This is a genomic window from Arthrobacter sp. P4_H3 (genome assembly GCF_056400885.1).
On sequence record NZ_JBFUKK010000005.1, the window covers coordinates 306,059 to 326,092 of the forward strand.

A 20,034-nucleotide genomic window follows, 5' to 3' on the forward strand; every position below is an offset into this window, starting at 1 on the left:
TAATACTGGGTGGGGTATCCACCGGTAATCCCCCTTTCGAGAGGCTGACCATGACTTTCCCTTCCCCCTCCACCGCCATCACCGCCCTTGCTCCGGAGTCCTTGCGCAGCTGGGTCATCGAACACCAGGACCTCGTGGTTATCGATGTGCGTTCCGCGGCGGAATTCGACTCCCTGCATATCCGCGGCTCCTACAACGTGCCGCTGCCGCTGCTCTCCGAACACACCGACGAGCTCGCCGCCCGCCTGGGCAGCCGCGTCGTCCTGGTCTGTCAGTCAGGAGCCCGCGCCGAGCAGGCGCGTCAGCGTCTCGCCGGTTCCGGCATCGATACGGCCTACGTCCTGACCGGCGGCGTCCCCGGCTTCGCAGCGGCCGGCGGCGACGTCGTCAGGGGCAAGGACCGCTGGGACCTGGAACGGCAGGTTCGCCTCGCCGCCGGGTCCCTGGTGGTCCTGGGCCTGGCCGGCGGCAAGTTCATCTCGCCCAAGATTCGGACGCTCGCGGGCGTCATTGGCGCAGGCCTGACCGTCTCGGCGGCCACCAACACCTGCGCCATGGGCCAGGCGATCGCGGCGATGCCGTGGAACAGGTCCACCAAGGAGCCAACCCGCGAAAGCGTCATCCTGCAGTTCCCGGTGGCCGGGGCTAAGCAGACCCCGGCAGCATGATCGCCGCCCTGACACTGGGGCTCTTTGTCGGGATCGTGCTCGGTGTAGTCGGTGGCGGCGGCTCGATCATCGCTGTCCCCGCCCTGGTCTACGGCGTGGGTATGAGCCCGGCGGAGGCCATTCCCACTTCCCTTCTGGTGGTGGGCATCTCTTCCCTGGCTGCGCTGATTCCGCGGCTGCGCGAAGGTATCAACTGGCCGGTGGTCGTGATTGTCGGTGCGGCGGGCATCCCCGCCGCGTGGGGCGGGGCTGCTGTTGGCCGGATTCTGGATCCGGACATCCTGATGCTTGCCTTCGCTGTCATCATGGTGATCGCGGGGATCCGGATGCTCATGCGGACCGCGGAAACGGAAGGGTCGTGCAGTACCGGTCCCAACCGTGCCTTCCGCTCCTGCGCCCCCAAGGCCATGGGGGTCGGGGTCCTCGTCGGGTTCCTCACGGGACTGCTCGGTGTGGGCGGAGGTTTCCTGATCACCCCGGCTCTCACACTGTTCCTGGGCCTGCGCATGAAACAGGCCGTTGGTTCGTCTCTGGCCATCATCGTGATCAATTCGGCCGCGGGCTTCGGTGCCCACGCCGCGGGATTTACCATCGACTGGCCCAGCGTTCTGAGCTTCGCGTTCCCGGCGATCCTCGGATCCCTCATTGCTGCCCGCCTCGTCCGCCATCTTAACGACAAGCACATCCGCGTCTCGTTCGCCGTGCTCATCTTTGCCGTCGCGGCCTGGGTCACGGCGGGCACCGTTACCGCTTGAAAAGCTACCCCCTACCGAAACAAAAGGAGAACACCATGGGCCTCATCCGTTCGCTGAAGAAGGCATTCAGCAAGCCGTACAAGACGGTCTCAGTAGCTGAGGCGAAGGAACTTCTGGCCTCAGGCGCCACGCTGATCGACGTCCGCTCCGCCCAGGAATGGCGTTCCGGACACGCGCCGCAGGCCAAGCACGTTCCGCTGGACAGGCTCCAGGCCAGCACTGCCGGGATCCAGAAATCCCGGCCTGTGATCGCCATGTGCCAGTCCGGGGTCCGCTCCGCCTCCGCCGCCCGGGTCCTTGCCGCACAAGGTTATGAGTCCCATTCCCTGCGCGGCGGCATGGGCGCCTGGCGCGGGGCCGGCGAGCCCGTCCGCTAAGAAGCACCCGAACCCCATCCAGCCGAACCATTCGAAGGAGAAACCAATGGCTGAAATCACCATCAATGAAGCCGACCAGCGCCGCGCCACAGCTCGGATCCTCGATGTCCGCGAGGACTTTGAAGTCGCCGAAGGCATGATCCCGGGGGCACTGCACATCCCCTTGGGGCAGCTGCAGGCACGGCTGTCCGAACTGGACCGCTCCGTGCCAGTGATCGCTGTCTGCCGCAGCGGCAACCGTTCCGCCCGCGTCGCAGACGCACTCAACGGTGCCGGCTTCACCGCCGACACCATGACTGGCGGCATGATCGCCTGGACCCGCGCAGGCCTGCCCACCACCTGACCGCCCGCCAAGGGTCAGGACCACACACCCGTTTGAGAGAGCATCGGAAGGACACGAACCGGTCATGGCAACCATCGACATCACTGAACAGAACTTCGCAGCCACCCTGGAGAACAACGACATCGTCTTCGTTGACTTCTGGGCAGCCTGGTGCGGCCCCTGCCGCATGTTCGCCCCCACCTACGGCGCCGCCGCCGAACGGCACTCTGGTATCACCTTCGCCAAGGTGGATACCGAAGCCGAACAGGCCCTGGCCGCGGCAGCCGGCATCACCTCCATCCCCACACTGATGGCCTTCAAGGACAAAACCCTGGTTTTCTCCCGGCCCGGAGCGCTGAACGCCGCAGGACTGGAAGAGGTCATTCAGGGCGTAAAGAACCTGGATATGAACAAACTGCGGGCCGATGCCGCACGGCAGCAGGCCTAACACCCACAGCCACGACAGCGTGGCACACCACTGATTGCTGGATACCCCCCGGGGTATTAGAATTGAACCAAGAGCCCAACGAAAACTTCCCAACGAAGGAGAGCATCAATGCTTATCGAGCGCATCTACGACGAGGATCTCGCCCAGGCCAGTTACCTGATCGGCTGCCAGGCCAAGGGTGAGGCCATTGTTGTTGACGGCCGCCGGGACATCGCGGTCTACCAGAACCTGGCAGGGAAGAACGGTATGAAGATCGTCGCCGTCACCGAGACCCACATCCATGCCGACTATCTCTCCGGCACCCGCGAACTGGCCGCCGCCACCGGCGCCAGGATCTACGTCTCCGGCGAAGGCGGCCCGGACTGGCAGTACGGTTTCGACGGCGAACGGCTTTACGACGGCGACACGATCACCCTGGGCAACATCAGCATCCAGGCCGTACACACTCCGGGCCACACCCCGGAACACCTTTCGTTCCTGGTCACTGACGGCGCGTTCAGTGACCGGCCCGGCTATCTGCTCTCCGGTGACTTCGTCTTCTCCGGTGACCTGGGCCGGCCGGACCTGCTCGACGAGGCGGCCGGCGGCGTGGACACCCGCTTCGTGGGCGCGAAGCAGCTCTTCGCCAGCCTGCGGGATAAGTTCCTGGCCCTGCCGGACCACGTCCAGGTCCACCCCGCCCACGGTGCAGGCAGCGCATGCGGCAAGGCCCTCGGAGCCATCCCCTCAACCACGGTCGGCTACGAGCGCCTCTACGCCTGGTGGGGGCCCTACCTCGCCGCCAATGACGAGCAGGGTTTCATCGACGAACTCCTCGATGGCCAGCCGGACGCACACGCCTACTTCGGCCGGATGAAGCGCGAAAACCGTGAAGGCCCGGCCATCATTGGCGAACGCTCCCCGCTCGAGGAACTGGACCCCGCCGACGTCGCCAAGGACCTCGCAAAAGACGCAGTGACCTTCATCGACACCCGCTCCAACACCGAGGTCCACGAGGGCACCGTGGCCCGTTCCCTGAACGTTCCCGCGGGCAAGTCCGTAGCCAGCTACGGCGCCTGGGTGGTCAACCCTGAGACCGACAAGAACCCCCTGGTGCTCCTGGTCCGGGACCAGGAGCAGGCCCAGGACATGCGGGACCACCTGGTCCGCGTCGGCATCGACAACGTCGCCGGCTACATCACCAGCATCCAGGGCCTCCCCATGACGGCCCCGAAGCTCATCCGGCCGGCAGACCTGGCCGGCTTCGATGCGGCCATGGTCCTGGACGTCCGCAACCGCACCGAGCACGCGGCAGGACACATCCCCGGATCCCACCAGCTCAGCGGCGGCCGGCTCATGTGGCACCTCGATGAACTGCCCTCCGAGGGCACCATCGTGACCTACTGCCAGAGCGGTGTCCGCAATTCCGTGGCCGCCAGCGCCCTGCGCCGCGCCGGGTACGACGTCGTCGAACTCGACGGCAGCTACGCAGGCTGGGCCGCATGGCAGCAGACACGCGAAACCGTGTCCACCAACTAGGCAAGGCAGTTCACCCGCTCAATGACAGGCAAGGCGGCGGCACGGAACACCCGGCCGCCGCCAAAGCCGTGTTCCCGCCATCGGAACACCAACCACCCCGCACTGAAACTTGGAGCGCGACCATGGGATCCGGCAACACCCCTTCACCGCGGCGACCCGGGCAGCGGGATCTCATCACACTTGGCCTACGCCAGAACCTGGCCCAGTTCATGCTCCTCGTTACCGTCAACGCGCTCGTGGGCGGCACTCTCGGCCAGGAGCGGACGGTACTGCCGCTGTTGGCTGAAGAGGTCTTCCACCTGGACCTGTACACCTCCGCCCTGACCTACATCCTGGCGTTCGGCGTGGCCAAAGCGGCAACCAACTACTTCGCCGGAACCCTCTCTGACCGCTACGGCCGCAAACCGGTCCTCGTCGCCGGCTGGCTCATCGCCCTCCCGATCCCCTTCCTTCTGATCTTCGGCGATTCGTGGGGCTGGATCATCGTGGCCAACGTCGTCCTGGGCATCAGCCAGGGACTGACCTGGTCCACCACCGTGATGATGAAGATGGACCTCGTCGGCCCCGAACGCCGCGGCCTGGCAATGGGACTGAACGAGGCAGCCGGCTACCTCGGCGTCGCAGGCACCGCTCTGGCCACCGGCTACATCGCGTCCACCTACGGACTGCGTCCCGGCCCGTTCCTGCTCGGCGCCGCCTTCATCGCCGTCGGACTCGGCCTGTCAGTGCTGACCGTCCGCGAAACACGCCATCACGCCAAATCCGAAGCCGCGAACCACGTCCCGGTCCATGCGGGGACCCAGGCCGGGCTGAGCAACGGTCAGGTCTTCATCCTGACAAGCTTCCGGGACAAATCACTGTCCTCCGTCAGCCAGGCGGGCATGGTGAACAACCTCAACGACGGACTGGCCTGGGGGCTGTTTCCGGTCCTGTTTGCCGCAGCAGGGCTCAGCATCGACCGCATCGGCATCCTCGCCGCCGTGTACCCGGCCGTCTGGGGCGCCGGGCAACTGGTCACCGGTGCCCTCTCAGACCGGATCGGCCGCAAACCACTCATCGCCGGCGGCATGCTCATCCAAGCCCTGGCACTGGGAATGGTCGCCGTCGGACATGATTTCGGAACCTGGCTTGCCGCCGTCGTCCTCCTCGGCGCCGGCACAGCAATGGTCTACCCCACCCTGCTCGCAGCGATCGGCGACGTCGCCCACCCTGAATGGCGGGCCCGGTCCGTGGGAATCTACCGCCTGTGGCGCGACGGCGGCTTCGCTCTCGGCGCCCTGCTCTCCGGCCTCATCGCCGACGCGTATGGCATCCCTGCCGCCGTCGCCGTCGCCGCCGCCCTGACGGCAGCATCCGGAATCCTGGTGGCCGTCCGCATGCGCAGCACCGACCACCGCAGCCGGGGATGAGCGAGGGGACCGGCTCCAAGAACGGATGAGACCAAGCCGGCCGGGCCGGGCCCGGCCGGGCCCGGCCCGGACGGCCAGCCGTTGGGCGGTGAAGCGCCCAGCCGCGACGCCTGACTTGTGACGCTTGACACGTGTTAGGTCGTTGATCTACAGTTCCTAACACGTGTTAGGAAGGAAATTGACATGACCGGAGCCACAAACGGGCACCTGCGGGAATTCACCCGCCGTACCGCCCTTGGTGCCCTCGGCGCGGGAATTATCGGAGCAACCGTGGCATCGTGGCCGCGTCTCTCCGGGACGGACATTCCGGGCCGCGGGGACAACAGCCTCAGCATCGCCATCATGGGCACCGCCGCGGACGCCGCCGCCCGCCAGCGCGCCATCGACGCTTTCACCCGACTCCACCCGGAGATCAAGGTCAAGGTCCAGGCCATCCAGGCCGTGGACTGGAAGGACTTCTTCACCAAGATCCTCACCATGGTGGCCGCGGGCACCCCGCCGGATGTGGTCTATGTGGCCACCGAAGGCGCCCAGCTGTTCGCGGAAAAACTCGCCCACCCGCTCGACGAGTACGTGCGCCGCGACGCCGCGGACATGGCGGAGTTCTTCGACGACGTCCACCCCAGCCTGGTGGAAGCCTTCATGTACAAGGGCAGCCTGTACCAGCTCCCCATGGACTGGAACGCGGCCAACATGTACTACAACACCACCGCCTTCGCACAGGCAGGGCTGGAGCGCCCCGCCGATGACTGGACCCACCTGGACTTCCGGAACAGCCTCGCCGCCATGCGCAAGGCCCGTACCTCGGACTTCACCCCGTACTACTGGACCAACCGGCTCTTCGGCGGTGTGGTGCCGTGGCTGTACGCGAACGACACCAGCTTCCTGAAGGAGACCAGGTCCGCCGGCGGGGAGTGGCTTTGGGACGGCTTCTACGCCAACGATCCCTCCCGCAGCCTCAGGTCCGGCGGGTACCAGTGGCTGGAGCCCAACGCCAATGACGACCGCGTGTTCGAGTCCTTCGACTACCTGCGCGGGCTGGTCAAGGACGGACTCGGGGTCCGCCCGGAGGAAGGCGGCGGCAGTTCGCTCGTCGGGCTGTTCGCGTCCAACCGCATCGGTACGACGCCGGCCGGCGGCTACTGGGTGCAGGGCCTGCACGAGGCCGGGATGGGCGAAAACGATTTCGACGTCCAGTTCTTCCCGCGCTGGAAGACCCAGCGCCACCAGTTCGGCACCGCCGGCTACGCGATCATGAAGACCGCCAAGGACAAGGACGCCGCCTGGGAGTGGATCAAGTTCAGCTCCAGCCGCGAGGCGATGGAACTGATCTTCCCCAACCCGATCACGACGCCGGCGCGCCGCTCCATGGTCAACGAGCAGCTCTACGCCGGCAAGGGACCCGCCAATTGGAAGGTCTTCTACGACACCCTGGACAGGTTCCCCACCACCGGCCCCATTCCGGCCCCACCGCAGCAGGCCGCCGTCGAAACGGCCCTGATGAAGAACGTATCGCTGGCCGTCAGCGGCGACGAGCGCCAGCTCAAGCAGGCCCTCGCCTCCATGCAGCGCGACCTTGAACTGGCCCTGAGGAGGCAGTCATGAGCACCACCACCACGCCGCGGGAGCGGCCGAGGCAGGCGGCCGGACCGGCCTCGCAGGCCAAGGCACCCGCCACGAACGGCAGGCACAGCCAGCGCTGGCTGGCCTGGATCTTCCTGGCCCCCACCATCCTGGGTATGGGCCTCTTCACCCTGATCCCGATCGTGGCCTCCGTGGTCCTGGCCTTCTTCCGCTGGGACATCATTTCGGCGCCGACCTTCGTGGGCTTCGACAACTTCTCCGAGGTGGTCCAGGACCCCACCGTCCGGGTGTCGTTCCTGAACACCATCCTCTTTGTGGTGGTGGCCGTGGCCTTCCAGCTTGGGCTGGCACTGGCGCTGGCCATCATGGTGCAGGAGAAGATGCCGGCCTGGCTGCGCGTCTTCTTCCGCTCGGCCTTCTTCTTCCCGCTGATCCTGTCCGCGGCCTCGGTTTCCATCTTCATGCGGTACCTCTTCAACGAGCAGTTCGGCGTGGTCAACTGGTTCCTGTCCCTCGCGGGAATCCCCGCGGTGCCGTGGCTGACCACGCCGGGCGGGTCCGCCGCCGTCGTGATCCTTGTCTACGTGTGGCAGAACTTCGGGTTCTCCTTCCTGCTGTTCATCGGCGGCCTGGCCTCCATTCCCGTGGAGACATATGAAGCGGCATCGATCGACGGCGCCACCGGCTGGCGCAAGCACCTCTACGTGACGCTGCCGCTGCTCAGCCCCACCACGCTGGTGGCCTCGGTGATGGCGATCATCAGCGCCCTGCAGGTGTTCGACCAGCCCTACGTGCTGACCCGCGGCGGCCCCGGCGACTCCACCCGCACCGCCGTCATGGTCATCTTTGAATCGGCCTTCCAGCGCCTCGAGTTCGGTCAGGCCTCCGCCATCGGCGTGCTTCTCACCCTGATCATCATGGCCATCACGGCCGCGCAGTTCCGGCTCAGCAAACGATTCGTCTTCTACCAGTAAGGCCAGCCATGACAACCACAACAGACCACGGCCTGGCTGGGCATTCCCCCCGGCTCTCGGAAGGCCTCCCGGAAACGTCACCCAACCGGCGCAGGTTCAGCTGGAACTTCGCCATCCGCATCGTCCTGCTGCTGATCGCGGCAACCCTGACACTGGGTCCGGTGCTGTGGACCCTGTCCACGTCGCTGCGGTCGCCGTCGGAATCCTTCAAGCTGCCGCCGTCATTCTTCCCGTGGAACCCGGATTTCACGTCCTACGGTCAAGTATTCCAGCAACTGAATATCTTCCTGCTCGTCCTCAACAGCGCCTTGGTCACCGGACTGATCGCGGTGGGCCAGATGGTGACAGCGGCGATGGCAGGCTACGCCTTCGCGCACCTGAAGTTCCGCGGCCGCGGCGCACTCTTCTCGATCGTGCTGGCCACCATGATGGTGCCGGTGCAGGTCACGATCGTGCCCGTCTTTATGCTGATCCGCGGCATGGGCCTCTCGGACACACTGCTGGCGCTGATCCTGCCGGCCATTCCGACGGCGTTCGGCACCTTCCTGATGCGCCAGTACTTTATGGGGCTCCCGACCGAGCTGGCCGAGGCCGCCTCGATCGACGGCGCCTCACCCTGGCGGACGTTCCGTTCCATATATGCACCGCTGGCGATGCCCGGCATGGCGATCGTGGGAATCCTCGCATTCAACTTCCACTGGAACGAGTTCTTCCGCCCGCTCATCCTGACCATCTCCGAGCAGAATTTCACGCTCCCGCTGGGACTTGTCTCACTCCAGGGCAACCTGGGAACCGGCAGCATCTCCGTGGTGCTTGCAGGCGTGGTCCTGTCCATGATCCCGGCGCTGGTGGTCTTTATGTTCGGCCAGCGCGCACTCCAGGACGGCCTCACGGCCGGCACCGGAAAATAACCTCCTCACCGAAAGGCCCCCCGTTATGCCCTCCCCGGACCTCGCCGCCCTGCGCTTCGACGACGTCGCCGCCGCCCACACCGATCCCGCCTTCCCGCGGTTCCACCCGCGTCCCGCGCAGGGCTGGATCAACGATCCCAACGGCATCAGCTACATCAACGGCCGCTACCACGTGTTCTTCCAGTACAACCCGGACTCCGCCCGGCACCACAGGATCGCCTGGGGCCACGTGAGCTCCGCCGACCTGGTGCGCTGGGAGGAACACCCGGTGGCGCTGCGTCCCCAGCCCGGCGGACCGGATGAGTACGGCTGCTGGACCGGTGTGGTGACGGACGACGGCGGTGTTCCCACCGCCGCGTACTCGGGCGTCCGCGGCGACGGGGGCCACTCCCAGGTGGTCATCGCCCGCGGTTCGGAGGACCTGGTCCATTGGGAGCAGACCGGCCATGTTGCTGCCTCGATGCCGAACGACGGGCGGGTCATCGCGGTGCGCGACCCGTTTATCTTCCGGTTCAACGGCAAGCGGTACGCCATGCAGGGCGCGGGCCTCGCAAGCGGGCACGCCGCACTCCTGCTGTACACGGTGGAGGACCTGTCCGACTGGAAGTACCAGGGCATCTGGCTGACCTCGGAGAATCCGGTGGCTTCGGAGTTCACGCCCGCGGAGATCTGGGAATGCCCGCAGCTGGTGCGCGTGCCGGATTCCTCCGGCCTGTCCGGCGACTCCGGGTCCCGGTCCGGGTCCGCAGGGGAGTCCGCAGGCGACGCCGGAACCTGGCTGATGATGTTCTCGCTCTGGCTCTCAGGTGACGCACACGAACATGCCAACGGCGTGGGACACCTGGTCGGTTCCCTGACCGAGGACCCGGCGACCGGACTGCCGGTCTTCACGCCCCGCGGCGGCGGAAAGTCCGACCTCGGACGGGACTTCTACGCGCCCCAGATCGTGGCGCTGGAGGACCGGGCCCTGCTGTGGGGCTGGGCCAATGAAGGACCGGGCCGGGACGGACGCCGCGGCCGCAGCCAGGACGAAATAGACGCCGCCGGCTGGGCCGGGGTCCTGACCTTCCCGCGAGAACTCTCCGTGGTCGACGGCGCCCTTTCCGTCAGTCCTGCCCCAGAGGTCAACGCCTACCGTGGAGCATTGACGGCCAGCCAAGCGGCAGGATCCGTTGTACTGCCCCCGTTTGCTGAAGCCTTGGTTACTGCCGGTGCGGCTACTGGAGACGGGACTGGCGGCGGGGCCGGCGGCGGGAACACCGCCGTCGAACTCCTGCTCGTGGGTGACGGCGGCCGCCAGAGCGTGTTCAGCGGAAACCTGCAGCCGGGGGAGGAGCTGCGCGTCTTTGTCGATGCCTCACTGGTGGAGGTCTACCGCGCCGGTTCCGTGGCCACCACGCTGCGGGCGTACCCGGCGGCGGGGGAAGAATGGCAGCTGCACCTTCCGGCCGGCGCCACGGCCGACGTCTGGGAACTGAAGCAGCCGCCGGCCCAGGGCTGACGCCAAAGGTCCTGATCCGGCCGGGCCTCAGCGCCCGGCCGGGACAGGGCCGGTGGAATCCCGGACCACCAGCCGGCACGGAACCATCGTTTGGGAGCTGGCCGCGGGCTCGGCGCTGGCACCCGCGGCATCGCTGGCACCCAAGCCGCCGCCGTCGTCGTTCTTTCCGTTCGGAGCCGCCTCCACCTCGGCGAGCAGCGCCGTCATGGCCACGGCGCCCATTTCCCGGAGCGGAAGGGCCATGGTGGTGAGCGCCGGGACCATGGTCTTGGCGACGCGGAATTCGTCGTCGTAGCCCATGACGGACACATCCTGCGGAACGTTCAGCCCCAGCCGGTAGCAGGCCAGCACGACGCCGATGGCCAGACGGTCGTTGGCGCACAGGATCGCGGTGGGACGGGTGGACGCGTCCGCGCTGTCGAGCAGCTTCATGGCGCCGTGGAATCCGGCGTCGATGTCCCAGCCCACCTGGATGACACGGTCCTCATTCACGGGCATTCCCGCGGCCTTGAACGCATCGCGGTAGCCCTCGATCCGGCGGGGGGCGGCGGGAGTCAGGGAGTCCCCGGCGAGGAAGGCTATGTCCCGGTGGCCGAGGGCCATCACGTGTTCCGCGGCTTCCCGCCCGCCCCGAACCTCGTCCGGGATGACGGCCGGAAGGCCTGCCTCGGGGCGGTCATCGAAGCAGTTGGCCAGAATCGACGGGACCCGGGCCATGTTCGGCGGCACGTTCAGGGGACGCAGCCCCACCGTCACGTACATGAGCCCGTCCACCTGCCGGTCCAGCAGGGTTTCCACGGCACCTTCGTCCCGGGACCCGTCGTGCTCCGTATCCATCACCACGGTGACAAAGCCGTGCGACCGCGCCACGGCGTCAGCGCCGGCGATGATGTTGCCGTCGAACGGGCTGGTGACCACCTCGTCCGACACTATCCCGATGATCCGCGACTGCTGGTTGCGCAGGCTCAGGGCAATCTTGTTCGGCGAGTAGTTGAGCGCGGCGGCTGCTTCCCGGATGCGCTGCTGGCTTTCCGCGGCCACGTTGCCGTCACCCCGCCCGTTGAGCACGAGCGACACAGCGCTGCGCGAGACACCCGCCAGCTTGGCGACGTCCAGTGCGGTGGCCTTGCGGTTCATGGGCTGATCCTCCGGGTGGGGAAAACACTGCTTTGCTGCAGTTTACCTAACTCGTGTGAGCTGGTGCGCCCCCTGCGACGCTCTCTCACTTTTTGTGGGTTTTCCTGCGACGCTCTCTCACTTCCTGCGCGATTTCCTGCGATCCTCTCTCACTTCGCCGAAGGAAGTGAGAGAGCGTCGGGGTTTGGGCGGCAGGAAGTGAGAGAGCGTCCGGGGTTTCGGCGGCAGGAAGTGAGAGAGCGTTGGGGGTTTGGGCGGCAGGAAGTGAGAGAGCGTTGGGGTTGATGGGAGACTGGATTGGTGACTTCCGAGAACCCGCTGGACCCGCTCAATGCCTATGCCGCCGCCGACGACGCCCCTCTTTCCGAAGGTGACGCCACCGGCGCCCCGGCCGACACGGCGAAGGACACCCTGACCGCTATCGAGGCCGCCCGGGTCGCTGTCAAAACCCTGCTCGACGGCGGCGTCCGGTATGTTGTGGTCTCGCCGGGTTCGCGGTCAGCTCCCATGGCCTATGCGCTCGCCGAGGCCGACGCCGCCGGCCGCGTGGAACTCCTGGTCCGGATCGATGAGCGCTCCGCCGGTTTCACCGCCCTGGGCATTGCCTTGTCCACGGGAGCGCCGGCCGCCGTGCTCACCACGTCCGGGACCGCCGTCGGGAACCTCATGCCCGCCGTCATGGAAGCCAACCACGCCGCTGTGCCGCTGGTGGTGCTGTCGGCTGACCGGCCCGACGAGCTGCGCGGCACCGGCGCCAACCAGACCACCGTCCAGCTGGACCTCTTCGGCGAGCACGTGCGGTTTGCCGCCGACGTCCCCGCGGGCACCGATCCCGAACGCGCGGTGGAGACCGCCCTCAGCGCCGCCACGGGCGTGTTCGAAGACGTCGCACCGGGGCCCGTCCAGCTGAACCTGGCTTTCCGTGATCCGCTGGTCCCCGCCGCCGGCGACCGACTCCCGGAAGCAGCGGGCCGGAGGACGTGGAGGATCGGGCGCGGCCCGGAGCCCATGACCCTGCCGCCGGCACCGGCCACGCTGGAGGAACGGCGCACCGTGGTCCTGGCCGGGCACGACGCCGGTCCGGCCGCCGAGGCCTTCGCCCGCGCCCACGGCCTGCCGCTGCTCGCCGAACCGTCCTCCAACGCACGCTTCGGCCCCAATGCCGTGGGCCCGTATCGGCTCCTGCTGGAGCACTTCGGCCCGGATTCCGCCCAGCCGATCGAGCGCGTGGTCCTGTTTGGCCGGCCGACCCTGTCCCGCCCGGTCTCCGCGCTGCTGGCCCGGGCCGACGTCCCGTCCGCCCTCTACCAGCCGGTTCCCGTGGCCTGGTTCGAACCGGGCCGGCGGACGGAACTCCTGCTGGACAACCTCGCGGACCTCGCCGATTTCTCCGGCCGCGGCTCCTCGGCCTGGCTGGATGCCTGGCTGCTGGCCGGTGCCGCCGCGCAGCACGCGCTGGACCAGGTGCTGTCCGGAGAAGCAGCAGCAACCGGACCGTCAGTCGGGGCGCTGGTGTGGAAGCATGCGCGCGGACAGCTGATGCTGGGATCCTCCAACGGCATCCGGGATGTGGACCTCGCCGGTCAGCCCGTGCCCGAACCGCAGGCCACGGTGTTCGCCAACCGCGGCCTCGCCGGGATTGACGGCACCATCTCCACTGCCACCGGCATCGCTTGGGGCGGCCGGCAGGAAACCACCCTCCTGGTTGGCGACGTCACCTTCCTGCACGACGCCGGCGGCCTCCTCCTGGGCTTCGCCGAGAACGAGCCCCTCCTGCGCATAGTGGTCCTGAACGACGCCGGCGGGGCCATCTTCAACCTCCTGGAACACGGAGCCGTGCAGGAAGCCGGAACGTACGGGAACGCCGTCGAGCGCCTCTTCGGCACCCCCCACACAGTGGACATCGCGGCACTCGCCGCAGCGTACGGCGTCGGACACTGCGCGGTGAGTACGACGGCGGAACTCGCCGAGGCGCTCGCCGCACCGCAGCAGGGCCGCAGCATCATTGAGGTCCGCACCGACCGGCAGGGCCTCAGGGAGCTGCACGGCCGCATCAAGGCCGCAGTGGCGGAAGCAGTCCGCGGCGTGCTGTCCCCGTAAGACACGACGCCCAAAGTGGCTGGCGACACGCAAATGTGCTGGCGCGCCCGGAATAACCCCTGCGCCAGCCCATTTGCGCGTCGAAAGAGCCCGGGAGGATTTCCACATAGGAGCATTCGTCCTGAAGCCTGCGGCGTGCCCCTGCCAGCCTGAATGCATGACGGACCTCCCGCCCCTCCTCCTTGCCCGTGACCGCGGGCTGCACGGGCTTACGGCTAAGGACCTCGCGAAGCAGGTTCGCTCCGGCGCCCTGGTGCGGATCCGCCACGGCGTCTATACGAACGGGGCTGTGTGGCAGGAACTGAAAGACTGGCAGAAGTACGGGCTGCGGATCCGTGCCGCTGCGGAAATGTTCGAAAAGCCCACCATTTTCGCCAGGCACTCGGCGGCAAGCGTTTGGGGAGTTCCCACCATCGGCGTAGGACACCCGGTTCAGGCACTGGCCCTGACGAACGACGGCGGGAGGTCGCGGGCGGGTGTCAGGCGCCACTTCGCTGCCCCTTCCGGCCTGGAAGTCGTCCGACGGGACGGGTTGCTGGTCACGTCCCGTGTCCGCACCGTCCTGGATCTGGCGGCGTTCACCCCGTTCGCTGAGGCTGTCGTCCCGCTGGACCATGTGCTTAGACCCCGCGCTGCCGCAAAGTTGTCCGCCCTGAGCAAGGACGATCTCCGGGCGGCAGCCGGATCAATCTATAGCGCGGCCAGACAGCGCAGGATCCACGCGGCCCTGGACTTCGCTGATGCCCGGTCGGGTTCGGCGGGGGAGTCGTATAGCCGTTCACTCCTTCATCTTGCGGGGTTTGAAGCGCCGGTCCTCCAGCAGGAATTTAGGGATGAACAGGGTTTGATTGGCTACGCCGACTTCTATTGGAAGCGGGCCAGGGTGGTGGGTGAGTTTGACGGCGAGGAGAAGTACCTCAAACCGGAGTATCTCAGGGGCAGGACGCCATCCCAGGTGGTGGTCGAGGAAAAGTACCGCGAGGACCGGATCCGCGCTCTCGGGTTCACCGTTGTCCGGTGGGTGTGGGCGGATCTGATGCAGCCGGCCCGGCTGGAACGCAAGGTGGCAGCGGCCGGGGTGCCCCGCCGTCGGACGCGTTCGGCAGTTCTCGACGCGCAAAAGGTCCTGTGACGCCCAAATGCCCTGGCGCACCCGGAATTCCGGGTGCGCCAGGGCATTTGCGTGTCGAAAGTGCGTGCGCTTCCGGACACCGGATGCGGGCAAAACCTACTTGGAGATGTCGATGTGCGTCGGGTCCAGGACGCGCTTCAGGAATTCCTTGGTGCGGGACTGCTTGGGGGCGCTGATGACCTGCTCGGCCACGCCTTCCTCCACCACCACGCCGCCGTCCATGAAGACCACGCGGTCGGCCACTTCGCGGGCGAAGCCCATCTCGTGGGTCACCACCAGCATGGTCATGCCCTCCTTGGCCAGGTTCCGCATGACGGACAGCACGTCGCCCACGGTTTCCGGGTCCAGGGCCGAGGTGGGCTCATCGAACAGCATGAGCTCGGGGTCCATGCTGAGCGCACGGGCAATGGCCACACGCTGCTGCTGACCGCCGGAAAGCTGGTCCGGGAACCGGTCTGCCAGGTGGCCCAGGCCTACGCGGTCCAGGTTGGCGCGCGCCACCTTGTCCGCCTCGGCCTGCGGGCGCTTGAGCACCTTGGTCTGGGCGATGGTGCAGTTCTGCTGGGCGTTCAGGTGCGGGAACAGGTTGAACTGCTGGAACACCATCCCCACCTTGCGGCGCATCTTGTCGATGTCCACATCGGGGTCGGTGGCCTCGAAACCGCCCACGTGGATGGTTCCCTCGTTGGGCTGCTCCAGCAGGTTCACGCAACGCAGCAGGGTGGACTTGCCGGAACCGGACGGGCCGATGAGGCAGACCACCTCGCCGGGGGCGACCTCCAGGCTGATGCCCTTGAGGACTTCGTTGGAGCCGTAGGACTTGCGGAGGTCCTTGAGGGAAACCCCGGCGGCATGTACGGCAGTATTGCGGGCGGTGTTTTCGACGTCGTTCATGACTGTCCTGCCTATCGCTTCGTCCGCGCGGAGCGGCTTTCGAACTTCCGGGCCAAAAGGCTCAGCGGGATGGTGATCACCAGGTAGAAGGCGCCCGCCACGAGGAGCGGGGTGAGCCCTGCGCCCAGGCTGGAGATGCCGTCGCGGCCGAACTTGGTGAGCTCGTACTGCGAGGCGGTCAGGCCCAGCACGTAGATCAGCGAGGAGTCCTTGGTCAGGAGGATGACTTCGTTGGTCAGCGGCGGCAGCACGATCCGGAAAGCCTGCGGGATCACGATGGACACCATGGCCCGCCACTGGGGCATGCCCAGGGAGCGGGCAGCTTCCAGCTGTCCCTTGGGCACGGCCTGCAGGCCGGCGCGGAGCGTTTCCGCGATGTAGGCCGCAGCCACCATGCCCAGCGAGATCATCACCACAATGGTCACGTTCCACTGCACGCCGAACGCGAGCGGAACGCCGTAGCCGAAGGCGATGAACACCAGCAGCGCGGGGATGCCGCGGAAGAACTCGATGTAGCCGGTGGCGATCCAGCGGTAGAGCGGGAAGCTGGAGAGCTTCATGAGGGCCAGCAGCAAACCGCCGGACAGGCCCACGATGAAGCCCAGGGCCGTGTAGATCAGGGTGTTCTTGAGGCCGACCAGGAAGATGTCCGGGAACATTGGGCCGATTTTGGCGAAGTTGAAGACGCTGTTGCCGATGGTCTTCCAGTCTGTGGCCAGAATCAGCGCGGCCACAGCCAGAACGAAGATTCCGGCCTGGACGTACAGGCTGACTTTGGCTCGTTGACGTGCGGTCATTGCCATGGTGTTCTCACATTCGTTTGCGCAGTTGAGGCCCCGTACGGGCTGTTTGTCCAGCGGAGTGCTTTACAGCGGACTGTCATACAGCGGTACAGGGCCCCAACTTGGTAGGTCACAGGGCTGCCCGGGTTTCTCTGGCTGGAGTGCCCGGGCCGGAGTGTGTGCTACTTGGCGGCTTCGCCGAACCAGGTGGTCTCGTACTTCTTCAAGGAGCCGTCGTCGGTCAGGCGCTTGAGCGTGGAGTTGACCTGGTCGGCCATGGCGGTGTTGCCCTTTTTGATGGAGATGCCCAGCTTCTCGCCCGTGGCGTAGTTTTCCACGCGCTTGTACTTGGCGTCGTCCTTGATGGCGTAGCCGAGGACCGACTGGTTGCCCAGGGCGGCGTCGATGGTGCCTGCCTTGAGGGCCTGGACCAGGAGTCCCGTGTCCTCGAACTGCTGGGCGTCGATGCCCTTGTCCTTGGCGTACTGGGCGCCGGTGGTGGCCTGCTGGACGCCCACCTTCTTGCCCTTGGCGCCGTCGATGTTCGTGATGCCTGAAGCCTCAGTGGCCACCAGGGTCAGGTCGTCGTTCAGGTACGGCTCGGAGAAGTCCATGACGGCCTTGCGGGTGTCCGTGATGGAGATGGAGGAGATGGAGACGTCGCAGCCGGTGAGCGCCGTGCCGGTCTCGATGGCCTCGAAGGAGCTGTCCACAACGCTGAGCTCGGCCTTCAGGTCCTTGGCAACCTCGGCGGCGATGTCCATGTCGAAGCCGACGATCTTGCCGTCCTTCTGGAATTCGAACGGCTCGTAGGGGACGTCGGAGCAAACGGTCAGCTTGCCGGCGTTGATGAGCTGGACGCCGCCCGCGGAGGACGCTGCAGGCGTGGAGCTGCCGCCGCAGGCCGTGAGGGAAAGGGCGCCGACGGCGAGGATTGCGGCTGCCTTGGCGGCCAGCTTTGCCGTGGCGGAGGACATGGGCTGCATAGTTTCTTACCTTTTGTTGCAGGGGTATGCGTGACTAAAACGGCTTATAGTGTAACGCCGAACACGAGATGTGCATCACAGAAAACTTAGTTTCACTATTGGATAACCAAACTACCTCTGATTTCAAGCCTAGGCGAGGCGCTGGTGTCTGCGTCCCCGGACACTCCGCCCAACTGGGTCGCAGTAGGTGTCGTTTTGGGCGGCCAAAACGACACCTACTGCTACCTAGTTGGGTGCGGGCGGCGCGAACTTAGTTGCTGATGCCCAGCGACTCGAGCATCGGCCGGAACTTCGCCCACGTCTCCGCCAGTTCCGCCTCGGGGTGTGAGCCCTCCACGATGCCGCAGCCCGCATAGAGCCGCACCGAGTCCGGCGCCTCGACGACGGCGCCGCGCAGCGCGATGCCCCATTCGCCGTTCCCCGCCGCGTCCAGCCAGCCCACCGGACCTGCGTACGGCCCGCGGTCCATGTGCTCCAGCTTGCGGATCAGCGCCCCGGCCACCGTGGTGGGGGTTCCGCAGACCGCGGCCGTGGGATGCAGCGCGTTGATCAGCGCCAGGCACGTGGGCACGTGGCCTTCCACCTCGGTCAGTTCGGCCTTGACGTCCGACGCCAGGTGCCACACGTTGGGCAGCTCCAGGATGAACGGTTCACTGTGCGCGTTCATGGCCTCGGAAAACGGTGCCAGCTGGGTAGTGAGCGACTGGATGGCGATCTCGTGCTCGTGTCGCTGCTTCTCGGACCCGGCCAGCACGCGCTCGGCGAATTCCAGCGGCGAGCCGTCCATCCCCTCGGCATCGCGGCGGTCCAGGGTGCCGGCCAGGACCCGCGCCTGGGCTGTGCGGCCCTCCACCTGGATCAGCATTTCCGGGGTCGACCCCACCAGCCCGTCCACGCCGTAGGTCCAGCATTCGCGGTACCGGACGGCCAGCTGACGGAGGATTTCCGCGGCATTCACGCCTTCCGGAATCGTGGCGACGATGTCCCGGGCCAGCACCAGCTTTTCGAGCTTGCCGGTGCGGATTTCGGCGACGCCGGCGGCCACTGCCGCCATCCAGTCGTGCTCGCTGAGGGAGCCGGTTTCGAGTTTGGGCACGACGTCGGCAGCCGGTTCCGCGGCAACGCCACCTCCCGGAGGGGCGCCAAGGGGGCGGCCGACGTCGGCTGTTGAGGCTTCGGATCCGTCGCCCCAAGCATCCAGCGGATCAGCGTCCAGCCAGCGCTGCAGGGCGGCGAGGGCGCCCGCTTCGGTGAGTTCGCCGTCGTCGAACGTTAACTGGGTGAGCCAGGCGCGGCCGTCCCTGACCCCCACAACGACTTCGGGAACAATCAGCCGGGAGCGGTGCGTGGACACTTTTGAGAACGCGAAGGAGCCGAACGCCACCGGGCCGGTGCCGGGGCACTCCACGGAGTCGGTGATGTCCGCTTCCAGGACCAGGTGCCGCCACCAGATGTCGGCCTCAAGGAAACGCTCGGGGCCGGTGGCGGTGAAGCGGGCGATCTCGCCGAAGCCCACCAGTCCGGCTTCGCGGCGGGTCCAGCAGAGGACATCGTCCCGGACCAGAAATGACGGCAGCCCCCCGGAGAATGATCTTCCATCCAGGGGGACTGTCAGTGTCTTAATAATGCCGGCGCGGAACGTACTCGTCATGATGAGATAACAGTACTCCCGAGTGCCGCTGGCGCCTGATTGGGGTCCTTCGCCGCGCTGCGCCGGGCCGTGGTTCGTGGGTCCGCCCAACATTTGAGACAATGACATGGTGAACCGAGCATCCTTGGATAAGCGTCCGGACGAAGTAGCCACGATGTTTGACGACGTCGCCCCCAAATACGACGTCGTGAATGACGTCCTGTCCATGGGACAGACGCGCCGTTGGCGCCGGGTAGTCGTCGAAGCCATGGATGTGAAGACGGGCCAGCGCGTGCTGGATCTCGCCGCCGGAACAGGCACATCCAGCGAGCCCTACGCGGATGCAGGGATCAACGTCATCGCCTGCGACTTCTCGCTTGGAATGCTCAAGGTGGGCAAACGCCGCCGCCCGGACATCGACTTCATCGCCGGCGACGCCACGCGACTGCCGTTCGCGGACAACACCTTTGACGCCACCACCATTTCGTTCGGCCTGCGCAACGTCAACGAGCCCAAGAAGGCGCTGGCCGAAATGCTCCGCGTCACCAAGCCCGGCGGCAAGCTGGTGATCGCCGAGTTCTCCCAGCCCGTGGTCCCGCTGTGGCGGACCATGTACACCGAATACCTCATGCGTGCGCTGCCGGCCATCGCCGTGAAGGTCTCGTCCAACCCGGACGCCTACGTTTACCTCGCCGAGTCCATCCGCGCCTGGCCGGACCAGGACCACCTGGCCGGCTGGCTGCAGGAATCCGGCTGGGAGAAGGTCACGTACCGCAACCTCAGCGGCGGCATCGTCGCCGTCCACCGCGCGCACAAGCCGCTGTCCGGCAGCGCGGCCGCCATCGCCAACCACACCGGCCCCGTGGCGAAGCTCCGCCGCAACATCACCCGGCCGGCGAGCTAGCC

General features: G+C 66.7%; 19 protein-coding genes. 14 read left to right on the forward strand and 5 right to left on the reverse strand.

Going from position 1 to position 20,034, the window contains the following annotated elements; genetic code table 11:
• Positions 1 to 50: 50 nt before the first annotated feature.
• The 11 genes from AC1DRE_RS09565 (at position 51) to AC1DRE_RS09615 (ending at position 10,467) form a co-directional block, all read left to right on the forward strand.
• Positions 51 to 668 (forward strand): rhodanese-like domain-containing protein, encoded by a 618-nt coding sequence (locus AC1DRE_RS09565; protein WP_476984402.1) that lies wholly within the window; start codon positions 51 to 53, stop codon positions 666 to 668.
• Positions 665 to 1,423, forward strand: coding sequence for a sulfite exporter TauE/SafE family protein (locus AC1DRE_RS09570; protein ID WP_476984403.1), 759 nt, complete (start codon positions 665 to 667; stop codon positions 1,421 to 1,423). The genes AC1DRE_RS09565 and AC1DRE_RS09570 overlap by 4 nt, the downstream gene beginning before the upstream one ends.
• A 35-nt stretch (positions 1,424 to 1,458) precedes the next feature.
• Positions 1,459 to 1,800 (forward strand): rhodanese-like domain-containing protein, encoded by a 342-nt coding sequence (locus AC1DRE_RS09575; RefSeq protein ID WP_476984404.1) that lies wholly within the window; start codon positions 1,459 to 1,461, stop codon positions 1,798 to 1,800.
• 46 nt (positions 1,801 to 1,846) lie between these two features.
• A complete protein-coding gene (locus AC1DRE_RS09580; RefSeq protein WP_476984405.1) occupies positions 1,847 to 2,143 on the forward strand; it encodes a rhodanese-like domain-containing protein in 297 nt (98 codons plus the stop codon).
• A 64-nt stretch (positions 2,144 to 2,207) separates the two neighbouring features.
• Entirely contained in the window at positions 2,208 to 2,570 is a 363-nt protein-coding gene (gene trxA, locus AC1DRE_RS09585) for a thioredoxin (RefSeq protein ID WP_476984406.1), read from the forward strand.
• 108 nt (positions 2,571 to 2,678) lie between these two features.
• The gene (locus tag AC1DRE_RS09590; protein WP_476984407.1) at positions 2,679 to 4,088 is read left to right on the forward strand and encodes an MBL fold metallo-hydrolase; all 1,410 of its coding nucleotides are present in this window, start codon (positions 2,679 to 2,681) and stop codon (positions 4,086 to 4,088) included.
• A 122-nt stretch (positions 4,089 to 4,210) separates the two neighbouring features.
• Complete coding sequence (locus AC1DRE_RS09595) at positions 4,211 to 5,497, forward strand: MFS transporter (protein ID WP_476984408.1); 1,287 nt, start codon at positions 4,211 to 4,213, stop codon at positions 5,495 to 5,497.
• Between the two features lie 183 nt (positions 5,498 to 5,680).
• Complete coding sequence (locus tag AC1DRE_RS09600; protein ID WP_476984409.1) at positions 5,681 to 7,102, forward strand: extracellular solute-binding protein; 1,422 nt, start codon at positions 5,681 to 5,683, stop codon at positions 7,100 to 7,102.
• Positions 7,099 to 8,055 carry a carbohydrate ABC transporter permease gene (locus AC1DRE_RS09605; RefSeq protein ID WP_476984410.1) on the forward strand — a complete coding sequence of 319 codons (957 nt, stop codon included), beginning with the start codon at positions 7,099 to 7,101 and terminating at the stop codon, positions 8,053 to 8,055. The genes AC1DRE_RS09600 and AC1DRE_RS09605 overlap by 4 nt, the downstream gene beginning before the upstream one ends.
• Before the next feature lie 8 nt (positions 8,056 to 8,063).
• Positions 8,064 to 8,966 carry a carbohydrate ABC transporter permease gene (locus AC1DRE_RS09610; protein ID WP_476984411.1) on the forward strand — a complete coding sequence of 301 codons (903 nt, stop codon included), beginning with the start codon at positions 8,064 to 8,066 and terminating at the stop codon, positions 8,964 to 8,966.
• A gap of 25 nt (positions 8,967 to 8,991) precedes the next feature.
• Positions 8,992 to 10,467 carry a glycoside hydrolase family 32 protein gene (locus AC1DRE_RS09615; RefSeq protein WP_476984412.1) on the forward strand — a complete coding sequence of 492 codons (1,476 nt, stop codon included), beginning with the start codon at positions 8,992 to 8,994 and terminating at the stop codon, positions 10,465 to 10,467.
• Positions 10,468 to 10,494: 27 nt separating this feature from the next.
• Here the strand turns inward: AC1DRE_RS09615 and AC1DRE_RS09620 are convergent, their stop codons facing one another.
• Positions 10,495 to 11,604 carry a LacI family DNA-binding transcriptional regulator gene (locus AC1DRE_RS09620; protein WP_476984413.1) on the reverse strand — a complete coding sequence of 370 codons (1,110 nt, stop codon included), beginning with the start codon at positions 11,602 to 11,604 and terminating at the stop codon, positions 10,495 to 10,497.
• A 300-nt stretch (positions 11,605 to 11,904) separates the two neighbouring features.
• On the opposite strand from AC1DRE_RS09620, the gene menD reads away from it, so the two are divergent.
• On the forward strand, positions 11,905 to 13,704 hold the full coding sequence (gene menD, locus AC1DRE_RS09625) for a 2-succinyl-5-enolpyruvyl-6-hydroxy-3-cyclohexene-1-carboxylic-acid synthase (RefSeq protein WP_476984414.1): 1,800 nt from the start codon (positions 11,905 to 11,907) through the stop codon (positions 13,702 to 13,704).
• 157 nt (positions 13,705 to 13,861) lie between these two features.
• The gene (locus AC1DRE_RS09630; RefSeq protein WP_476984415.1) at positions 13,862 to 14,836 is read left to right on the forward strand and encodes a hypothetical protein; all 975 of its coding nucleotides are present in this window, start codon (positions 13,862 to 13,864) and stop codon (positions 14,834 to 14,836) included.
• Positions 14,837 to 14,932: 96 nt separating this feature from the next.
• On the opposite strand, the gene AC1DRE_RS09635 is transcribed toward AC1DRE_RS09630, so the two are convergent.
• The 4 genes from AC1DRE_RS09635 to AC1DRE_RS09650 form a co-directional block, all read right to left on the reverse strand.
• Positions 14,933 to 15,730 (reverse strand): amino acid ABC transporter ATP-binding protein, encoded by a 798-nt coding sequence (locus AC1DRE_RS09635; protein ID WP_476984416.1) that lies wholly within the window; start codon positions 15,728 to 15,730, stop codon positions 14,933 to 14,935.
• An 11-nt stretch (positions 15,731 to 15,741) separates the two neighbouring features.
• Complete coding sequence (locus AC1DRE_RS09640) at positions 15,742 to 16,533, reverse strand: amino acid ABC transporter permease (RefSeq protein ID WP_476984417.1); 792 nt, start codon at positions 16,531 to 16,533, stop codon at positions 15,742 to 15,744.
• A 161-nt stretch (positions 16,534 to 16,694) separates the two neighbouring features.
• Positions 16,695 to 17,498, reverse strand: a complete 804-nt coding sequence (locus AC1DRE_RS09645) for an ABC transporter substrate-binding protein (protein WP_214953546.1) — start codon at positions 17,496 to 17,498, stop codon at positions 16,695 to 16,697.
• 250 nt (positions 17,499 to 17,748) lie between these two features.
• On the reverse strand, positions 17,749 to 19,149 hold the full coding sequence (locus AC1DRE_RS09650; RefSeq protein ID WP_476984418.1) for an isochorismate synthase: 1,401 nt from the start codon (positions 19,147 to 19,149) through the stop codon (positions 17,749 to 17,751).
• Between the two features lie 109 nt (positions 19,150 to 19,258).
• Between AC1DRE_RS09650 and AC1DRE_RS09655 the strand changes: the two genes are divergently transcribed.
• Complete coding sequence (locus AC1DRE_RS09655) at positions 19,259 to 20,032, forward strand: demethylmenaquinone methyltransferase (protein WP_476984419.1); 774 nt, start codon at positions 19,259 to 19,261, stop codon at positions 20,030 to 20,032.
• Positions 20,033 to 20,034: the final 2 nt, after the last annotated feature.